This window comes from Senegalimassilia sp., assembly GCF_977052095.1.
Genome location: NZ_CDRSTZ010000002.1, coordinates 45,934 through 64,936, shown reverse-complemented (window position 1 = coordinate 64,936; position 19,003 = coordinate 45,934). Strand labels below are relative to the sequence as shown.

At 50.4% G+C, this 19,003-nt stretch carries 18 protein-coding genes; 10 read left to right on the top strand and 8 right to left on the bottom strand.

Annotated features, from left to right (window positions below):
- Positions 1-38 precede the first annotated feature (38 nt).
- Positions 39-2,066, bottom strand: coding sequence for a DUF6541 family protein (locus tag ACWI6D_RS00860; protein WP_449133314.1), 2,028 nt, complete (start codon positions 2,064-2,066; stop codon positions 39-41).
- Positions 2,067-2,462: 396 nt separating this feature from the next.
- Between ACWI6D_RS00860 and ACWI6D_RS00855 the strand changes: the two genes are divergently transcribed.
- The 5 genes from ACWI6D_RS00855 to ACWI6D_RS00835 all read left to right on the top strand — a co-directional run bounded on the left by ACWI6D_RS00855 (position 2,463) and on the right by ACWI6D_RS00835 (position 7,597).
- Positions 2,463-3,248, top strand: a complete 786-nt coding sequence (locus ACWI6D_RS00855) for an ABC transporter permease (RefSeq protein ID WP_449133313.1) — start codon at positions 2,463-2,465, stop codon at positions 3,246-3,248.
- A 12-nt stretch (positions 3,249-3,260) separates the two neighbouring features.
- On the top strand, positions 3,261-5,090 hold the full coding sequence (locus ACWI6D_RS00850; RefSeq protein WP_449133312.1) for an ABC transporter ATP-binding protein: 1,830 nt from the start codon (positions 3,261-3,263) through the stop codon (positions 5,088-5,090).
- A gap of 41 nt (positions 5,091-5,131) precedes the next feature.
- Positions 5,132-5,857, top strand: coding sequence for a glycosyltransferase family 2 protein (locus tag ACWI6D_RS00845; RefSeq protein WP_449133311.1), 726 nt, complete (start codon positions 5,132-5,134; stop codon positions 5,855-5,857).
- A gap of 18 nt (positions 5,858-5,875) precedes the next feature.
- Positions 5,876-6,238: a DUF2304 domain-containing protein gene (locus tag ACWI6D_RS00840; protein WP_201738744.1), complete on the top strand. Its 363-nt coding sequence runs from the start codon at positions 5,876-5,878 to the stop codon at positions 6,236-6,238.
- Between the two features lie 207 nt (positions 6,239-6,445).
- Positions 6,446-7,597, top strand: a complete 1,152-nt coding sequence (locus ACWI6D_RS00835; protein ID WP_449133310.1) for a glycosyltransferase family 4 protein — start codon at positions 6,446-6,448, stop codon at positions 7,595-7,597.
- Here the strand turns inward: ACWI6D_RS00835 and ACWI6D_RS00830 are convergent.
- The 4 genes from ACWI6D_RS00830 to ACWI6D_RS00815 all read right to left on the bottom strand — a co-directional run bounded on the left by ACWI6D_RS00830 (position 7,572) and on the right by ACWI6D_RS00815 (position 11,637).
- Entirely contained in the window at positions 7,572-7,793 is a 222-nt protein-coding gene (locus ACWI6D_RS00830; protein ID WP_449133309.1) for a hypothetical protein, read from the bottom strand. The genes ACWI6D_RS00835 and ACWI6D_RS00830 overlap by 26 nt on opposite strands.
- A 202-nt stretch (positions 7,794-7,995) precedes the next feature.
- A complete protein-coding gene (locus tag ACWI6D_RS00825) occupies positions 7,996-8,853 on the bottom strand; it encodes an NTP transferase domain-containing protein (RefSeq protein ID WP_449133308.1) in 858 nt (285 codons plus the stop codon).
- A 3-nt stretch (positions 8,854-8,856) separates the two neighbouring features.
- Positions 8,857-10,545: a phosphotransferase gene (locus tag ACWI6D_RS00820; RefSeq protein WP_449133307.1), complete on the bottom strand. Its 1,689-nt coding sequence runs from the start codon at positions 10,543-10,545 to the stop codon at positions 8,857-8,859.
- Between the two features lie 249 nt (positions 10,546-10,794).
- Positions 10,795-11,637 (bottom strand): LicD family protein, encoded by an 843-nt coding sequence (locus ACWI6D_RS00815; RefSeq protein ID WP_449133306.1) that lies wholly within the window; start codon positions 11,635-11,637, stop codon positions 10,795-10,797.
- A 108-nt stretch (positions 11,638-11,745) separates the two neighbouring features.
- On the opposite strand from ACWI6D_RS00815, the gene ACWI6D_RS00810 reads away from it, so the two are divergent.
- From ACWI6D_RS00810 to ACWI6D_RS00800, 3 genes are read left to right on the top strand one after another with little or no spacing between them, the layout of a single operon-like run.
- Positions 11,746-12,630, top strand: coding sequence for a glycosyltransferase family 2 protein (locus ACWI6D_RS00810; RefSeq protein ID WP_449133305.1), 885 nt, complete (start codon positions 11,746-11,748; stop codon positions 12,628-12,630).
- Between the two features lie 12 nt (positions 12,631-12,642).
- Positions 12,643-13,437 (top strand): LicD family protein, encoded by a 795-nt coding sequence (locus tag ACWI6D_RS00805; RefSeq protein WP_449133304.1) that lies wholly within the window; start codon positions 12,643-12,645, stop codon positions 13,435-13,437.
- Positions 13,438-13,444: 7 nt separating this feature from the next.
- Positions 13,445-14,683, top strand: coding sequence for a lipopolysaccharide biosynthesis protein (locus tag ACWI6D_RS00800; RefSeq protein WP_449133303.1), 1,239 nt, complete (start codon positions 13,445-13,447; stop codon positions 14,681-14,683).
- A gap of 121 nt (positions 14,684-14,804) precedes the next feature.
- On the opposite strand, the gene ACWI6D_RS00795 is transcribed toward ACWI6D_RS00800, so the two are convergent.
- Together ACWI6D_RS00795 and ACWI6D_RS00790 are read right to left on the bottom strand one after the other, a co-directional pair.
- The gene (locus ACWI6D_RS00795) at positions 14,805-15,716 is read right to left on the bottom strand and encodes a DUF6020 family protein (protein ID WP_449133302.1); all 912 of its coding nucleotides are present in this window, start codon (positions 15,714-15,716) and stop codon (positions 14,805-14,807) included.
- Positions 15,704-16,225 carry a hypothetical protein gene (locus tag ACWI6D_RS00790; RefSeq protein WP_449133301.1) on the bottom strand — a complete coding sequence of 174 codons (522 nt, stop codon included), beginning with the start codon at positions 16,223-16,225 and terminating at the stop codon, positions 15,704-15,706. The genes ACWI6D_RS00795 and ACWI6D_RS00790 overlap by 13 nt, the downstream gene beginning before the upstream one ends.
- A gap of 533 nt (positions 16,226-16,758) precedes the next feature.
- Here ACWI6D_RS00790 and ACWI6D_RS00785 point away from each other — a divergent pair.
- Both ACWI6D_RS00785 and ACWI6D_RS00780 read left to right on the top strand, forming a co-directional pair.
- Complete coding sequence (locus ACWI6D_RS00785; RefSeq protein WP_129425029.1) at positions 16,759-17,211, top strand: DUF4869 domain-containing protein; 453 nt, start codon at positions 16,759-16,761, stop codon at positions 17,209-17,211.
- Between the two features lie 10 nt (positions 17,212-17,221).
- A complete protein-coding gene (locus ACWI6D_RS00780) occupies positions 17,222-17,773 on the top strand; it encodes a hypothetical protein (protein WP_449133300.1) in 552 nt (183 codons plus the stop codon).
- Positions 17,774-17,977: 204 nt separating this feature from the next.
- Here ACWI6D_RS00780 and ACWI6D_RS00775 read toward each other — a convergent pair whose 3' ends face one another.
- Positions 17,978-18,976 carry an ATP-binding protein gene (locus tag ACWI6D_RS00775; protein WP_449133299.1) on the bottom strand — a complete coding sequence of 333 codons (999 nt, stop codon included), beginning with the start codon at positions 18,974-18,976 and terminating at the stop codon, positions 17,978-17,980.
- Positions 18,977-19,003 lie beyond the last annotated feature (27 nt).

The window sequence follows — 19,003 nt, the reverse complement described above, 5'->3', positions numbered from 1 at the left end:
GAATGCAAGAACGTACGGTTGCGTACGACACTGTTGAGCTAACCATCGATTTTATAAAAACGCATATCGCCTTCTGAAGCCAATAAAGAAAACCCGAGAGTGTCTTCGTTGATCGAAGTGATACCTTTATATGTTTCAGCATCGGCGACACCATCGTCCAAACTCGATGACGAAGCGCCAATACCGCCCGCATCAAGCTGAAGGACATATTTTGCATTCAGAGCGGCAGCCGCATTTTTAACGGATTCATTGTCGCTAATTTCGTCTAGATGTTCACGCACTAGAACGCTTTCCGGCTTTTCAGAACTTGCACCCGCCGTCATATAGCTGCGAAACATAACGTTAGCGCCATTCGACCCATACGAGAACACGCTTCCATCGTAGGGAATGTTAACAATGCCGCCCGGATCGTCTTTTGCAAGATCTAGCGCGTTATTCACGAAATCGGACTCTTCAACCGTATAACGACGCACGTCTTCAGCAGACAGCCAAATCAATTTGCTATCCACCACCTCAAACGCAGGCTCGTCATCGCCGATGCCAATCATGCTCGATGGGCGATAGATAAAGCACACCCCGAATAAAACGACCAGACATCCGACAGTGCAGACAATTGGTTTCGAAATCTTCAATTTCGTCCCAAGGGCAACGACAGCCCGGAACACCACATACATGCCCATTGAAGCAAGAGGAATTGAAGAAAGTGCCACCAACGCAGCTATGCGATAGGCATCGTTGTACCAAAACCCAACAAGCAAGCTCCTAAGAGGACCATCCGAGCTAGCGCAAAGCACGAACATTACGATGCAAATCGCATACGATACCGTTAAAGCCCGATATTTCTTTTTGAACAACGACCAGATGGCACCGATCAAAACGAGTCCGGCAAGCAACAACTGGCTAGGATAAGCGCGTAAAGACAAATCGAGAGCGCCAATGAGAGCCTGCAAACGCCCTTCGAAAGGAGGCCAGGGATAGGTCACTATACCCTCAAAAAACGGAAGGCGCCACGCAACTATCCACGCCAAAGCGAGAATCAGCACCACTGACGCGCAAATCAATCCCGAACGCCTTTTGCTCACGCCCGCCAAACTCAGCGACCCCATGAGGTTCGCAGCACAAAGTGGAGCCGCAAGAACAATCACGGTAAAAACAGCGTTGGGCTGCAGCGCAAAAAAAGCAAAGCATGCAGCGAGAAACGCTATACCCCACCTCAAGCGACCCGCTTTCGATTGGTCGACGGAGAAAACGGAAGCCACCGAGCAAACAGCTAAGGGAGTGACGGCATAAGCCGCAAGATTTGAATACAAAGGCCCGAACGTCAAGAATCCCCAAGGGAATGCAGAGAACGAGAGGGTAATGAACGACCCGAGCAAAACAATCAAACGATCCGAAAATGTTTTCAGCATCAACAAAGCCATTGACGCAGGAAACACTATCCCCATGAAAACGAACAATGAAGCGTTCTCAGTAATAGGAGCGCTTGCTCCCGAGATTGCCGACCCAAGTGCGGTCACTACATGCCAACCCGCAGGATAAAATGAACCGTTCGACACGGTTGGAGCGATTCCGGACGATATCTCCTCAACAGAATACAAACTCGTATAGAGAATAGAATAGTTTCCATTCTCAACCATATAACGAATAGTGTTTAGATGAGAAGCGTTATCGTACAGCTGAGCGAAAGAGTCAGGCCCATTTAAATCCCTGACGAACAATAATCCTACGATAACGACTCCGACAACGACATACAAAGCAAGCGCAAGCCAATCATTACCGGTCTTGCTATTGCGATAAATCGAAGCCTCTTTCCTTCTCGGGAAATGCGAGATGCCAAAACAGCCAATTGTCAAAACTGCAATAGGAAGAGCAATCATCCACCACTCGGCAAAGATGCCCAAAAGTCCAAGCAAAACCCCTGCAATCACATACAAAGAAATGGAAAAGATTGGGGAAATCGCAAGAGACATCAAAGAGTCATGCGAGAAAGACCGAACAAGAAAGAAGCCCGGCACGTACAGCAACAGCAATATAACTAAGGCGCACAGAAAGAACAGCCCCCACATTTACTAATAACCCAGCCCTTTCATTTCACTACATCCGTCCATTGATTAGCTGAATTGATAATATGCGAAAACAGACCGAGAGCAATCAGGTTTGCCGAAAGCCTTCTTGCTAAGTAAAACCTTCATCAAATGAGCAAGTCAATCACGAGAACGACCTAATCACTTTCAGCCAAACCGCATACCTACCAAACGCCAAATAGCGCGCTTAAAGCAGGAATCAATAACCACTCGAATCCATAAGCCCCGCGTCGGCAGCACGCAACAGGACACCAAGCACTCAACCCCACCTATCAATTCATGATACATCCACCAACAGCTATCGCGTTTACGATATCATGAGCGGTTGTTGCAAACGAAAAGATGAGCAACTCGTATTCGACGTACACAAGGAATGCAATGATCGAAGCCTTAAAGAAGAGCCAGCTGCACCGCAATTGGTTCACCATCACTTCCCTTGTTTCAAAAGACTTCAAGCTGAAATACCGCCGAAGCGTTCTTGGCGTGCTGTGGTCGGTTCTGAACCCGCTGCTAATGATGTGCGTCCTTGCCGCGGTCTTCACGAACGTCCTGAAGTTCGGCGACGTTGCGAACTTCCCCATGTACCTTATCTTGGGAAACGTGTTGTTTGCCCTTATGACCGACTCGACGACCAGCGCAATGACGTCGATTCTCGAATCTGCTCCGCTTATCAAGAAGATTCGCATCGCAAAGCTTATCTTCCCTATCGAAAAAGTGCTGTTCCAGCTTGTAAACTTCGCCATCTCGCTTATTGCGGTTGTTCTGGTTATGGCCTTCTTCCGCATCGCCCCGACGGTGAACCTTTTCGCGCTGCCCCTGCTTCTTATCTATATGCTGCTGTTTTGCAGCGGACTCGGCATGCTGCTTTCGGCGCTAGCCGTCTTCTTCCGAGACGTGTGCCACCTGTGGGGCGTCGTAATCACCGCATGGACGTACGCAACCCCTCTGTTCTATCCCGTTAGCCTATTACCCGATTGGATGCAGCAAGCTGAATTCTTCAACCCCATGTACCACTACGTGACGTATTTCCGCGATATCGCCATGTATAACTGCACGCCCGACCTACAGGAAAACCTGATCTGCTTTGGTATGGCGCTTATCACTTTCGCCATCGGCTTGCTTGTATTTAAAAAGTCCGAGAAGAAATTCATTCTCTACGTTTAGGCGGCTTATATCATGACCGAAATCGTAAACACTTCCCCACTTGCCAGCCATACCGATCAAAGCAGCGTCATCGACACGCGACCCGTGATGATCGACGTCGACCATGTATCCATGGTGTTCAACATGGCCAGCGAGCAACTGAATAGCCTGAAAGAATATGCTGTGGCCTTCGCCAAGCGCGAGCTTATGTTTAAGGAATTTCGAGCTATCGACGACGTATCGTTCACGGTGCGCAAGGGCGACGTGTTCGGCATTCTGGGAACCAACGGTTCCGGAAAGTCGACCATGCTCAAAATCATCGCCGGCGTCCTTGAACCCAGCAGCGGCTCCTGCCACGTCAACGGCAATATCGCGCCGCTAATTGAGCTCGGCGCTGGTTTCGACTTCGAGCTGACGGCCCGCGAGAACATCTATCTGAACGGCGCGTTGCTGGGCTACTCGCGCAAATTCATCAATCAGCATTTCGATGAGATCGTTGAGTTCGCCGAAATCGAGAAATTCCTGGACATGCCCATGAAGAATTACTCTTCGGGCATGGTGGCCAGAATAGCCTTCGCCATTGCAACGGTGATTGTTCCCGACGTCCTGATTGTGGACGAGGTTCTTTCCGTTGGCGACTTCATGTTCCAGCAAAAATGCGAGCAGCGCATCATGAGCCTCATCAAAGAGCACGATGTGACTGTTTTGATTGTTTCGCACAACAATGACCAGATCGAGCGCCTTTGCAACAAGGCAATCTGGATCGAAAAGGGCCACGCGCGCATGATGGGATCCGCGTCGGAAGTCTGCGATGCGTACCGCGCGCTTGGAGGCCATATCGGAAGCGCCGAATCGGAAGCGATTGTATACGACACGCTTGTTAGCCCGGTGCCCGTTGACGACCAGATCGCTACCACCATTGCTGGCGATGACCGCTACGGTACCGCCGTAAAGCTTTCAGCGCTTTGCGAGCGTCCGAGTTGTGATGCGGTTGTCCTATCGGTTGCCGAGCTGCCGTCGATTTGCTTCTCTGCAGCAGCGCTTGCAGCAGCTTATGATGCGCCGCTTCTGCTTATCAAGCCGGACCATATCCCCGACTCCACCATGCAAGAGCTGCAGCGCCTGAAACCTAGCACCATTATTGTTGCCGGCGTGGCAAGCGAGCGCGAAAGCAGTATCCTGGCTGAACTTCAGCAGCACTTTAATGATGTGCACATTCGATTCGCACAGTCGACCGAACCGCAAACTGCAGCACTTGATATCTACCGCTCTGCAGAGCCTCAGCAATGGGGTGATTGCGCCATCGTTTCATGGGACGGCTGCTTTGGCGACCAAATGTCGCTTTTGCCGTACTCGACGCTGAAGAAGGCGCCGTATTTTTATATTGACGAGAACGATCAAATCGACAATGAAACTTGGGAAGTTCTTACGTCGGGCCATTTTAGTTCGGTTTTGTTTCTTGGAAGCGACCGAACGTTTCCAGACGAAATGCTCACGCGACTTCATAATAGCGGAGTTATCGGCACACGAATTTGCGAAGACAACGCATCGTTGGCGAACAAACGAATCAATGCGGACTACATAATCCCCACCTTGCAGCAACAGGGAAAGAACGTTCGTTCGCTTATAGTCTCGTCAACATGGCAGCCATTCAACTCGTTCAACATTGGAGGCTACGCCATCGAGAACGATGCCGCCATGCTGCTTGTAGATTCGACCAACCTGGACAGCATGGCTTTCGCTATCCAATACCTCAAAGAGCTTAACGGGGACATCAACCGCTTGGTATTTGTCGGAGACGACAATCAATTCAACCGAATTGATAAACGGCTGCTCATTAAGGCAGTCCAGCAGGCAAAATAGAGCAGAGGCCCTATAAGCCCTTAAGCGATGAAAGAAGCATCATGGAAATGCCCTCTAACCGCATAGATCAAGCGCCGCGTGTCCTGATCGTGATACCAGCCTACAACGAAGAAGAGTCCATCGTTACGGTTGCTAAGACGGTCTCAGACGCCGGATGGGACTACGTTGTCATCAACGATGGTTCAACCGATAGCACCCTTCAGCTTTGCAAGGATAACGGCATCAACGTGGTCTCCCTTCCGCAAAATCTTGGAATTGGCGGAGGCGTTCAAACGGGCCACAAGTATGCCCTGGAGCACGGATACGATATCGATATCCAATTTGATGGAGATGGCCAGCACGACGTGGCTTGCATCCCCGACCTGGTGGACGCCATTTCACAAGGAGCAGACTTGGCCATCGGGTCGAGGTTTGTGGACGACAGGGAAAACTTTCGCTCAACATGGCTCAGGCGCGTTGGCATCAATTGGCTATCCTTCTGGATCAAGCTATTTACCGGCAAAACCGCCACCGATCCTACGTCTGGTTTTCGAGCATGCAGCCGAACCGCTATAGAATTGTTCAGCAAATCCTACCCTATCGACTATCCTGAACCGGAGTCTATCGTTCTCGCACTGAAAAATGGCCTTGCTATCAAGGATGTGGCCGTTTTAATGCACGAACGCCAAGGGGGCAAGTCGTCAATCGGGGGCCTTTCAAGCATCTACTATATGGTTAAAGTCTCCATTGCGATTGCAATTACCGGCCTGGCAAAGAGCGCCCAGTAACAAGGTGGTTGATATCAGATGATTTCCGTGCTTCAGATTGTTGTGATAATTGCTGCGATTGCCTTTTTCGCCTACGTCATATCGTTGGTTGCAAAAAACCGCATGCTTTTAAAATATTCGCTGCTTTGGATGCTGTTAACAGTGATTGCGGCAATTTGCGCGATTTTCCCAACTCCCATATATCGCCTGTCCACCCTGCTTGGTTTCGAAACCCCTTCAAATTTCATTTTCTTCATGGGGCTATTGCTTCTTATGGCAATCTGTCTTTCCCTTAGTGTCATCGTAAGCGGACAAACGATTAAAATTAAAAACTTAGTGCAGGAACAGGCTCTTTTGCAAAAGCGACTTGAGGATTTCAAAGCGCAAAACGATGAACAGTAGAATCGCCGAATCGTTGGACTCGTAGATTTCCTCGCCTTCAGTCTTGCGATGCTTTTAGCCGTATATCCTGAGTATCACTGATTATACATACCAAAGGCTATCAAAATGTTGATAGCCGCAAGCGAAACTCATAGTAACCAGTATGGCAAACATCGCCAGAAATACGCCTGGAATTTAATAATATTCGCTATCGAAGTAGGACTTAACATGAAATACAACATCGCCCTTTACACCGCATATTATGCCCCCCACATTGGCGGCGTAGAACGTTTCGTGGAAAGCTTAGCCGACAAACTTCAAAGCCAAGGTCATTGCGTCACTATCTTTACTTCCGCGTCTTCCTTTAGTGACCAAATTACAAACACGGGAACCAGACTGATAACGATTCCTTCATTCTCCATAATGGGAGACCGCTTTCCGCTGCCAAAACCAACACCTAGCTGTTTAAGGGCACTTCAAGCACAAAAAGAAGTGGCATTTGATGCAGTAATCGTAAACACACGATACTATCCAATATCCTTGATGGGGTGCCTTACCGCAAAACGTAACAAAATTCAGCCCATCATCATTGACCACAGTTCGGGTTTTCTATCGAAAACCGACAGCATTGCCGGGTTTGCAATTCGCATCTGGGAGCGAGCAATGACCTCGTTGCTAAATTTATTCAAACCCAACTATTATGGAGTTTCGCAAGGAAGCGTGCGTTGGCTAAAATCGCTTCGAATTGACGCAAATGGAGTAATACCGAATTCAATTGATGCTGACGCATACAAACAGATCAATTCAAATATCGACTGGAGAGCCAAGCTGTCTATAGGAGAAGATACGTGTATCGTTTCCTACGTTGGAAGATTGGTCCCCGAAAAGGGAGTCACGAACCTCATTGCAGCAATGAAGCAGATTGCTGGAGCAGAGGATGATGTTGCCCTCGTCATAGCTGGGAACGGACCTTTGGAGCAAGAAGTTAAGCAAGCAACTTCACATAGCGTCTATTATGTTGGACCTTTAGCACCTGCTGATATATCGTCTTTGTTTGCAAGCAGCGATATATTTTGCCTGCCAACGGAATATCCGGAGGGGCTCCCCACGGTGCTTTTAGAAGCTGCAAGTCAAAATAACGCTATTGTGGTATCGAATTGCGCAGGTGCAAAAGAAGTCATCCCCGGTGACAGCTATGGAACCATTGTCAGCAGCACAGCTCCGAACGACATAGCTGAAGCTATTCTTCACTACGTTCGCAACCCCAAAGAAAGAGAAGAAGCTTCCGTCAAAGTAAACCATCATATAGCCCGTGCATTTTCATGGGACGCAACGGCAAGCAAAGTCGTTCGGCTCATTGATGAATCGCTCCATAAATAAACAGACGATACACGAAGATACACGCATGATTGCAAACAAAGGGATGGCTGCAACGCTTAGCATCGCAGCCATCCCGTAAAACTTCATTGACTTGAAATATACTACGCTTTCGTTTCAGCAGCCAGGTCGGCAGCCTCAAGCTCTTCGGCTTTCTTTGCGCCAGCAGCACGGCGAATTCTCGTTTTGATAAACCCATGACATTCCCCTTACAATCTCAAGCGAGATTGTAAGGGTTGTTCAATAGCCATGTCTAGATTTGCGGGTTTGAACACACAAGGTTCATGTCGGTAGTCATGCACACGAACCACAGCGCCCAAATTACACCCTGCAAAAAGCGTGCACCCTTTCATGAGGTGCACGCTTTGGCATTTCGTATATATTCAGCTTAATGCGCCCGACTAGCAGCGGTAGGCTTCGTCGATTTCCTGCAATTCGGCGAACGTATCGATTTCCCGCACGTCATCGAACGTGCAAGCGCGTACACGCACATCGAAATCATCCGGATACCAGTTCAAGGCAACATCATCCCAGAATATCTGCTTGCCATCATCGCGCTGGAAAACCGTTTCCAAGCAATCGGCCAAGCGGCGCCCGTCCGCATCGGTCCAATACGAGATGCCGAACATGTGATAGCAATCGTCGCCGCCCTTTGCAATGTGCACGGCGCGGCCGTCTTCGACCGTCAAGCACCAGTCGTCGGTATGCTCAACCGGCACGCCAATATAGTTCGTAGCGTACTGATAACGCGTGATGAGCTTCGGGTTGCGCAGCAGCAGGTCAGACTCGAACACATAAGCGTCACGCATATACTCGGCCGAGGCAATGGCCGACGAGATATTGTTCGTGCAGTTAAATTGAGGGTTATCAATGAAGTGAATACCGGGGTTTTCCTGAGCCAACACATCAAACTCGTGCGGCAGGTAGCCGCGTACCACGTAGATCTCGTCGATGCCTGCCGCGCACACCGCATCGATAAGCCGCTGAATAATGCGAACGCCGTGCACGCGGATAAGCGGCTTAGGCGTGTTCAGCGTGATAGGCACCAAGCGCGAACCAAAGCCAGCGGCGAAAAACACCGCGCGCTTGGCGCGATACGGCTCAAGCGCTTCAATGCCGCTATCGGTGATTGCGCCGTCAGCGACAAAGCCCTGCTCGGCAAGCCAGGCGGCCTGCGCCGCCGGCACCTCACAAGCCGCCTGGCCCGTTCGCTTCGCTTCCTCAAGCGCCACCAGTGCGTTGAATTGCTGCTCGTTCATCGATTACTCCGCTTCCTTCCCCATCCACACGTCGGACAACGTGCACGGTTCGCAAGGCAACTCGCCCGAACCGCGTAGCGCATCGACCGCATTCGCATACTCAATGGCCGAACGATACCACTTATAGAGCCATTCGCCCATAGCGTTGCCCTGCGATTCCTTGTACATTGCCCACACGTACCAGTAAAACCCCACGACCGCCGTGCACGCCAAGCAGTGAAGCACCTCCTGCGCTGTTGCCGGACGACCGAAGTACAATTCCAGCACTGCAACGGACTCGGCAACGGAGTACCCCGAGCCTTGAGCGAAGAAGTTTCCCAGGTCGCAGCCGTAATCGCCCATAGCCGCGTACTCCCAATCGATCAGGTGCATGCGATCGGGGCCCACCAGCACGTTGGGGCCATAGAAATCGTTATGGCACATCACCGGCGCTGCTCCTTCGGCGGCAAGACGCTGCGCAATTCCCGCAATGCGTTCGCTCAGCGCATCGAAATCTGCCGGGAACGGATACCATTTGTCGCGCAACAGCTTCGTCACATGCTGCGTTTCCTGGGCAAAATCGAACGACCACGGCGATGTCTCGCCGCTTTCGTGCAAACAACGCACAAGCTCGAGCGCGCCGTGCACGTGCTGCGGATTGCGGTAATCAAACGGGATGCAGCCGTCAACGTATCGAGAAATCTTCCAACCCTCATCGGCTTCCGCAAACACATACGTGTCGTCAAGCCCCAAGCGCTTGGCCAGGCGCAGCGCATATGCTTCGCTTCGGCGGTTCACGATTTCCTCCGTGCCATCACCAGGATGTCGATACACATAGCGAACGCCATGCACGCTGAACAGCACCGATAGGTTCGTCAGACCCGCCTTCACCGGCTCGACGCCAACAATGTCTTCGCGCTCGCACGCAAGCGTCCGGCAAATGTTGTCCAAAATTGCAGAGTCCACGTTCGCCATGAAATCGCGGTCGAACGCGCATAAGTCGCTAAGGTAGTCGAACTCGTACACCACGCCTGGCTCGAATTTATCGAGCATCATGGGCGGCAGCTCGCGCAAATGTTCCGCCAGCAGGTCCTCCCACAGTTTTGGTGCGGTTTCGGGCCGATAGTATTCCCGCCGCAGCACATCAAGAAACGCCTGCGAAAACGATGCATCGAAGTAGGCATAGCCAAGCAGCGTCCACACTCCGGCGCCACCTTGTTGCACATGGGTAATCATTCCGCGCGATGAGCATTCGACGCAGTGCTCAGCTGTTTCGCCCTCGGAAAACACCGATGCATAGCATGCCTGGTATTGGTACGGCTCGAACACGTTGCGAGCGTAGTAATTGTCCGATGAGCAGATATAGGTGTTGCGCAGCTTATCGGCCACCTGCATAAGCGTGCCGTTGTTGTTGCGTGTGGCGTATGTAGGGTTCACCACGATGTTCACGCCGAACGCGTCTTCCAAGTAGAAGAACGCCTCCTTCATGTAACCGACCACCACGGTGATGTCGGTGATGCCCGCTTCTTTCAGCTGGCGAATCTGGCGCTCGATGAGCACTTCGCCACGTACCTCGAACAGGCCCTTCGGCTTTTCGTACGAAAGCGGAGCAAAACGCGCAGAGATGCCCGCCGCCATAATGATGGCGTTATCAACCTTATATGGCGCCAGCGCGTCATAGCCTTGCGAAGTTAGGCGAAAACCTTCGGTCAAACCATCATCGGTGCATAGCCGCAAAATGCGATTCGCGGAACCAAGCGACATTCCGGCAGCCGCAGCGAGTTGACGTTGATTAGCAATATCGTGCTGCGCCAGCGCACGGAGCACGTTGAAAACGCTGTGCGATATGTCCACGTAAACAAACTCCTAGACTCGAACTCTTGGAGACGAGTCTAGGGTGTATGTTCATTTTTGTAAAGCTTTTGTCAAATATGAACAGACTGCACGAACGCAATCTTCTTGTTACATGTAATCGCCAAAATCCAACACACTGGGCGCATGATTACGGCGCTGGTTCTCAGGCGGAAGCTCATTCCAAGTCGGACCGTATTGCGTCCGCAAATACCCATCAGTATCGGCAGGGGCGGAAAAGGTGTACCCCTCAAACTCAATTTCACTCGTCGGAAGCAGCATCTCACGAGGATATGGACTAACAGCAGCATACGAGGACGCCATCATAAACGCCGTATTTGCATCATCGTAAGCCGCCTTCGCTGACGCATCGAACCCCTTGGCAATGCGCGATGGGTTCATAAAGGCTCGAACCAATACGTGGGCAACGCGGCAACCAAAGCGCTCAACCGACCCAAGCGCTCCAGAATGAGGAACGACAATATGCTTCGAGTGATACAGATACGAAAGGCTCTGCCACATTATGCAGCGCCGCCGCTGTCGCTTGGCTTTAGCAGAATCCGAGCATATGGCATCGTATGGGAAGATATCTATAAATATACCCTGGTCGAATCCCGCCTCCTGCGATTCTTCCGTCTCGAAGCGTGTGCCCGTCAACATAACCTTTGCGAAAAGTGCAGCCTGGTGGGGATTATCCTCCGGGCGCGTAACACAATAGCGGTCCCCAAGAGCCTCGGGTGCCACCGCAAGAAAACGCTCGTAGTCGTCGCGAGGCATACCCAAATCAACATCGTCATCCCAAGGGATGAATCCACCGTGGCGCCTGGCTCCCAAAATCGTCCCAGAATCCAAAAAATACGCGATATCGTGCTCTCGACACACGCAGTCAATATCCACAAGCATTCCCAGCTCCGTCAGCTGCAAGCGACGAAGTACTTGCTGGTTGTATTGCATCCATTCTCCCTACGTCTATCGTTTCAGCGCAAGCTGTATACATGCAGATAAGATATAATAAACTATTCTATTGCATTATCCTTCTCATGCTCAAGGAAGGCACAGCCAATGACATCTTCTAATGAATTATGCATATTCACGCCAACATATAATCGTGCATATTGTCTTTCTGACCTGTTTGATAGCCTTTGCCGCCAGACAACAATGCAGTTTGAATGGCTTATTGTGGATGACGGATCGACCGACAACACGCAAGAACTCGTAAGTAACTTCCAAGCTAAAGGTCAGTTCCCGATAACCTATATCAAGCAAGCCAACGGAGGAAAGCAGCGCGCCTTCAATACCGGCGTCCAACATTGCAAGAGCGAATTGTTCATGTGCGTTGATTCCGATGACACAGTACCCGTTGATATGGTTGCAACGATTTTAAACAAGTGGGGCGAAGTGCACGACGACCCAACGATTGCCGGCGTAATCGGCATGGACGGAAAAGATGTCGCAACGCCCTTGCAAACAAGTTTTCCAAAAGGTTTGCAATTCACTACGATGTGGGATCTCTACTACAAACATCATCACAAAGGAGATGTAGCGGTAGCTCACAGGACAGAAATTTTAAAACAGTATCCTTTTGATGTCGCGCCAAACGAGAAGTTTATCGCCGAGACGTATGTGTTTCATCAAATTGATCAGCATTATAAACTCGCCGTCATTCCAAAAATTCTGATAATCGCGAACTACCGCGCAGATGGCTATTCGGCAAACGTTAGAAAAGTCACGCGCGAAAACCCAATTGGATACATGAAACTTAAACGGATGTATATCGAATACGCTGAGACCTGGCGGCTTCGCTTCTATGAAACTATCCTTTATATGGTAGGGTGTCATTTCGCGCAGCAAAGCGGCGCCATTAGCAATGCACCCTACCGGTTTTTGGCAGCAGCTGCTTGGTTACCAGCGCAAATACTCTGTCACACTGTATACCGGCCAAAATAAGAAGTGATGAAGATGAAAGAAATCAGCGTCAGCGAACGCAAAAAGTTACAATTAGATATCCTTCAAAAAATCGATGCTCTATGCCGCGAACAAGGATTTCGATATTACTTAAATTCAGGTACCTTACTTGGCGCAGTGCGCCACAAGGGCTACATTCCTTGGGACGATGACATAGATATAACGATGCCTAAACCAGATTATGAAGCGTTCTACCGATTCTTCAAAGAAAACAACACCGACGACGAAATGCAGCTGATTTCGTATCGCGACAAAACATCGATATATCCATTCTTCAAAATGGTCAATCCAAAAACAATTGTGATTGAACACTATATTGATCCGAAATATCGCACAGGCGCATGGGTTGACATATTTCCTCTTGACGGCGTTAAAAAGAACGACAGCGAACCATTCAAGTTAAACGCAAAAGCCCATGCAAAATATAATGTTGTTGTCGCTAATCCCAATTACGGAACGACTAAATTTAGGAAACTGGTTAAGCGAATCCTTGTTCCCCTATATCGCAAAAACGATATCTACGAAATCGCACGGAACCTTGATAACCAAGTTGCCTCTACACCAATATGCCCTGAAAACGACGTCGCGCTCGTAGTCTGGAGCTACGGAGAACAAGAGCGTATGCCTTACAGCATACTCGAAGCCACCGAACTGGAATTCGAGGGAAAAATGTTCCTTGCGCCTCGCGACTGGGATCAGTATTTAACATCCGTATACGGTCAATATATGGAACTTCCTCCTGTCGACCAAAGAGAAACCCACTTCTGCACTGCGTATTGGAAAGACTAGAACAAAAATGGCAGACAATGCGGATAACGGCCTTTCTCTAAAACAAAATATGTTTTGGAATTCGTTCGGCTCACTTGTATACCTAGGATGCCAGTGGCTCATTACCGTTCTGGTCGTAAGATTGACAAACGGTTACGATGTTGCTGGCATGCTATCTTTGGCAATGTCCGTTTACAACATGTTCTCGTCTCTTGCGTTGTACAGAATGTACACATATCAAGTTTCGGACGTGAAGCACGAAAACTCTGTTGGCGAATACTTTGCTTTCCGAATCCTCACTTGCAGCATTGCTTTGGTCTGCATAGCTGTCTACTCAATTGCAACCTGCGAACCAGCTGCTCTGCCTGCTATCATTGCTTATGCTGCATACAAAATCGCAAGCCTGCTCATAGACGTTTTGCATGGCCTTGATCAGCAATTTCGACGAATGGATCTTGTCGGAAAATCCCTCACCATGCAGGGCGTTGTTTCTCTGCTGATTTTTTGCATTGCGCAAGTACTCACAAGCAATCTCGTTATCACGCTCATTGCAATGACGGTAGCTATTATCGCAATAGGACTTTTGTACGATTTGCCGCAATCAACGCATTTCGAACCGCTAAAAATCGGAATCAGCCGTAAGAAAGCCTGGCATTTACTAAGCTATTGCTTCCCTATCGTGGTTGCCGCTGTCGCTTGCGGAGCGGCCCCATCGCTCCCAAAGCAGATCTTATCGTCAATGGAAGGCACGACCGCTTTAGGAATATACGCTTCTGTTGCAGCACCAGTGACCATAATTCAAATGGGCGCAAGCTATATTTACAACCCTTTGCTAGGTTACTTTTCCGAAGCGTATGCGAAAAAGGACATGCATCACCTGTTTCTTCTTCTTGTAAAAGCAAGCCTTGGAATAGCCGCACTCGGAATCGTTGCAGCAGTTGCTCTTGAATTCCTAGGAGAACCGATTTTGACGCTCATGTACGGAAGCGGCATCGCGCCGTACACATACCTTCTGATTCCCGCCATTATCTGCTCAATGATTACAGCTTATGTGTGGTTCTTGAACGATGTCCTTGTTGCACTCCGCAAGTTTCGTGGAAGCTTCATTGGCAATGTATGCGCTGCGGCTCTCTCAGTTCCTGCAGCATTCGCGTTCATACCGCTATTCGGAATGAACGGCGTCAGCTTTGCGAACATCGTTGCTTACGCAATAAGCGCCCTCATCATGATCATCTCCCTAGTCTCATCATTTCGCAGCCGCAACTAATGCGCCTCAGGCGCTCAGGAATAACCCTAATCCTGAGCATAAATAACCTGCAGCGTTGTCGCCGCTATCGCAAAAAGCCATATCACGAGAACATCATTCCCGCAATATGGCTTTCCGGCATCTACCCGTTCAACGAAAGACGTATTTTTAAATCCTTATCTGCATGTAAATCAACGCTATTTCGTGGCTTCAAATCACAAAAGCCAAATAGGAGGAACAACGGAATGGCTAAATGGAGCGCAAACATGTAACGAAAATCACTTGCTGGAGCAGCAAGCAAAAAAGTTGCCCACAATATGATGAATGGAATACAGAAGATTGCGCCTGAACATCGCTTCTTCATAACGGCGATATAAAAGCAGAGCAGCATGAGCCACACCATTGAGCCAATTGAATACAGATGAGGGAATGCTGATACGGCCAGATTTAGCGCATCGTTCAAGAATTTTTCGCTTACCGGCCAGAAAAAGCCCGAATCAACGCTATCCTGCGTTGCAAAATCGCCAAGCCCCGAACCAACAACATACCAAGTATGAGACTTTAAACTCCAGTAGTCCTTTGTTTGGCCAATCCACGCTTTAACGTACGTCCCAGGATTGTTGATCCCTACACGCACCCAAGCACAAACAAACGATGCTTTGCTACTCTCGAGAAATTCATCGTTAAAATCAGGCGCGAATTTTATGTAGTTCGGTGATGAGCTGTCATACAAGCTTCCCCAGCTTTCAAGCGGGAGAATCTGAGCAAGAAATACCTGGTCTTCCTCGGAAATGTCCCCTCCATCGTGAATGGCTTTTCCAATTTGCTGCAACGGCACGCCAATTGCTTCCGAAAAATGAGCCGGGACAACATTTGCGAAAGAATAAATCGGGCCGGTAATCACGCAGTACAACAGCGCAACGCAAACGGTCAATCCACCCAAGTATTTTCTAAAATCACGAGATACCGCAAAAACGAATATCGCCATGGTCGCGATAACGGCAATGAACCCGTTGCTTCGAAGCAGACAGCAAGCCAACGCTATGAGCAGCACGCCCCCCCCCGAAGCGGATGAGCGGCATATTGTTTCGGGTTCACCTTAATATCTACGAGCAGCAAGGCAAAGCAGACAAATAGCCCAGAGAAGACGACATCTTTCCAAACCGTTACCGAATACCAAACCAATAACGGGTCCCAAAGCAGAAATGCAAAGCACGCGAGAGTGAGCGCTGGCCGAAGAAAAAGCTCAGACACCTTACGAACGATAAAGCCACAGCACAATGCCAGCACAAACAGATGGGCGAACGCGACAATCGCCGTGCTCGTCGCTTGAGAGAATCCAAGTAACATGCAGGCGTTATATATGATGTAAATGAGGAAAACATACGCAGCAGGATGATGATTGTTGAGAGTATCGTAACGAAAATGGTCGGATTCGAAAGGCATCCCAGAGACCATTTTCAATATATCGACGCTATCGGTAGAAAAACATCCCGGGTACAAAGGAGCAAGGCCGAGTACCACCCATATCGCAACGAATGAAACCGCCGCAAATGCAAACAAACGCGTTCCGCTGTTTCGCGATCGCTCGCATTCGCCAGGCTTAAGACAAAATCACGAATACAAGAACGCCTAGGGGAAGCGCGAGCGCGGCGCAAGATACCAAACCACTTCCGTTAGAATACAGAGGAAGCGTCAAAGATAGTGAACATGCGGCGGAGAAGACAATCCCCAAAAGGCAACCCTTGCTCGAGCCAAATGACAATATGAGATACGAGGAAATCTGTTCACAGATATTGCTTTTGGAATTAGTTCCAAAAGCATGCTTCGGTTTACCGTTTGTCATCAAATAATACCGAGCCTTTCACTATTGATTGAATGCGATGCTGAAATAAAAGGGTACTTTAGAGAGCCCATGCCAACAACCCCACAACTTTGGAGAAGAACTCTAGTAGGGCTCGACGCCGTAATCGGAAAGCAACTGCGCGCACAAACGCCAAGTCGTTCCTGAGCCCCGCATTCCGTCGCTTTTGTTGCGCGTGCCGCCCTTCCGCTTCGCTGGTATATACTGAGCCTCTAGCGAAGAAAGGTTGCGCATGCTCACGATTCACTACGGCGATATGGACGGCGTGGTCTACAACACGTCAGTCTATTTCAACAACGTGTACTCCCCAGAATGGTTCGAGGACCCCTTTGCTCAAAAGGTTATCAAGGCGGTCGATCGTGGCGTTGTGCTGGGACCGAACGCTATCGAAACGAAAATTCTGGGCGTCATTCCCCCCGAGAAGCTATCAAGCGGAACCAAAACGCTCCTCCTTATGCATTTCATGCCAGAGCGCGTTTACAACGCCTCGAACTGCGGCGACAACTGTGCGCGATGGATACTGGCAATCGGCAAGGCTCAGGACATCACAATCAACCTGTACCATCTTATGAACTTCGGCAATCGCCGCTTCACCATCCACGTGGCGAACACGAGCGAAACCGTGCACACCATGGATGAACTTGTTTTGGTTGCAGGCAAGTGCCTAAGGGAGGCCGCGCAATGAAGAATACCCCGTGTATTCGCGCACATATGCTTCAACATACCGCGTTTATGGCGACGCCTCTTTCGATGGCTCAAGACCGGATGTGGTTGTTGTAGAGGATAGCAATTCAGGGTTCGAGTTCTTTAACGCTTTATGCAAACGCAGCGGCATCCCCTGCATAAGCGCTGGCGGGAAATCTAATGTTTACAACGCCGTGCTCGAACGGCAAGAAAGCAACGTGCTTGTCATCGCAGACGGCGCAGCGTTTGGACCCGAAATGGAACTTCTGACCTCGCTGCAAAGGTTCAAGAATATCCAGCTTTTCCTTCCCGAATCGTTTGAGTGGCTTGTACTGCAATCAGGGCTGTTCAACGACAAGCAAACGCGGGATATGCTTGCGAACCCCGCTGCATTTATCGAGAGCGAGAGCTTCTTCAGCTGGGAGCAGTTTTTCACCCACGAGTTGATTGAGAAGACGCAAGGAACGTACCTGGCCTACGACAAATCAAAGCTCAGCAGCGCGTATCTCGATGACCATGTGAGCAAGAAGATCGAAGGGCGCTTGCCGCAACTTGGGTTGTAGCCCGTGAGCTAGCGCTGTCGCAAAGTCGCAAAACCGCAAAGCCCTCTACCGAAAGCGCTGGTTTACGTATTCGCCGAAGCCGGGCAGGGCGAACGAGAAGCTGCCGTCGAGGCCCTCTTCGATGACGCCGGCGTCGAGCAGGCATTGCGGTACGTCGACACACCTACTTCACGGCTCGTTTTGCTCGCAAAGCGCACCGCTCCGCTAGCCCCACAGCCCCTTGTTCGCGACGGCGTAGAGCGGGACGTTGCGCATCCAGTCTTGCTGGCGGTAGGGCGAGAGCGAGAAGCGCACGGCTTTCACCTGCGGATTCGCCTGCTTGAACGCGCGCAAGCTTTTTGCGCGCAGGTTCTCTTCTGCCTTGACCTCCATTGCGTACACCGTCCCCTGGTCTTGCGCAAGGAAGTCAATCTCCCCCGTCGAGCTCTCGGCCGACCAGCAATAGGGCTCGACGCCGCAATCGGAAATCAGCTGTTGACACACGTACTGCTCCGTTAAGGCCCCTTTGAATTCGGTGAAGATCCCGCTTCCCTGCACGATACTGGCGGCATCGACGCCGCTCATGGCGCCAAGCAGCCCGATGTCGAGCAGGAACACCTTGAACGACTTGTGGTCGTCATACGCAGACAGCGGAAGCGCAGGCTTTTTCACTCGGGGAACCGTACTGATAAGGCCCGCCCGCTGAAGCCAAATGAGCGCATCCTCGAAATCTTTCGCACGAGCGCCTTCGCGAATGCGCCCAAAGACGAACTTCTTGTTTTCGTGCGAGAGATGCGCCGGAACGGAATGCCACGCATCAAGCGCCTTCGGGAGCAGCCGCATGGGCATGTGCTTGGCGAAATCGCGGGTATAGTCCTCCAGAATTTGATTCTGCAATGCCCTGACCTGGGCGAAATCTTCGCTTTCAACATACTCGTTCACCACTGCAGGCATGCCGCCGACCAGGTAATACGTTTTCAGCGCAAGGACTTCGCGCTCGGAGAACGCCGCCATGGTCTGCGTGTCCTGCGAGTCGAGCAGCAGGCGCAGCGGCCAATCGCCCGTCGCGTCAAGATATTCGCGAAAGCTAAGGGGGTGCAAGTTGAGGGTTTCGACCTTGCCGACCGGATAACCCGAGCCCTCGCGCGCCGACAGGCCCAGCAACGAGCCCGCCGCCGCAACCGCATATGCAGGAAGCTCCTCGCAAAAATACTTCAACGCCATGATTGCGCGCAGCATCACACTCTGCGA

Coding starts and splice junctions, on each gene's coding strand:
- ACWI6D_RS00815 (WP_449133306.1), bottom strand. CDS start 11,637: ATGCAATACAACCAGCAAGTACTTCGTCGCTTGCAGCTGACGGAGCTG.
- ACWI6D_RS00850 (WP_449133312.1), top strand. CDS start 3,261: ATGACCGAAATCGTAAACACTTCCCCACTTGCCAGCCATACCGATCAA.
- ACWI6D_RS00830 (WP_449133309.1), bottom strand. CDS start 7,793: ATGGGTTTATCAAAACGAGAATTCGCCGTGCTGCTGGCGCAAAGAAAG.
- ACWI6D_RS00785 (WP_129425029.1), top strand. CDS start 16,759: ATGCTCACGATTCACTACGGCGATATGGACGGCGTGGTCTACAACACG.
- ACWI6D_RS00860 (WP_449133314.1), bottom strand. CDS start 2,066: ATGTGGGGGCTGTTCTTTCTGTGCGCCTTAGTTATATTGCTGTTGCTG.
- ACWI6D_RS00800 (WP_449133303.1), top strand. CDS start 13,445: ATGGCAGACAATGCGGATAACGGCCTTTCTCTAAAACAAAATATGTTT.
- ACWI6D_RS00845 (WP_449133311.1), top strand. CDS start 5,132: ATGGAAATGCCCTCTAACCGCATAGATCAAGCGCCGCGTGTCCTGATC.
- ACWI6D_RS00840 (WP_201738744.1), top strand. CDS start 5,876: ATGATTTCCGTGCTTCAGATTGTTGTGATAATTGCTGCGATTGCCTTT.
- ACWI6D_RS00835 (WP_449133310.1), top strand. CDS start 6,446: ATGAAATACAACATCGCCCTTTACACCGCATATTATGCCCCCCACATT.
- ACWI6D_RS00775 (WP_449133299.1), bottom strand. CDS start 18,976: ATGGCGTTGAAGTATTTTTGCGAGGAGCTTCCTGCATATGCGGTTGCG.
- ACWI6D_RS00855 (WP_449133313.1), top strand. CDS start 2,463: ATGATCGAAGCCTTAAAGAAGAGCCAGCTGCACCGCAATTGGTTCACC.
- ACWI6D_RS00805 (WP_449133304.1), top strand. CDS start 12,643: ATGAAAGAAATCAGCGTCAGCGAACGCAAAAAGTTACAATTAGATATC.
- ACWI6D_RS00825 (WP_449133308.1), bottom strand. CDS start 8,853: ATGAACGAGCAGCAATTCAACGCACTGGTGGCGCTTGAGGAAGCGAAG.
- ACWI6D_RS00810 (WP_449133305.1), top strand. CDS start 11,746: ATGACATCTTCTAATGAATTATGCATATTCACGCCAACATATAATCGT.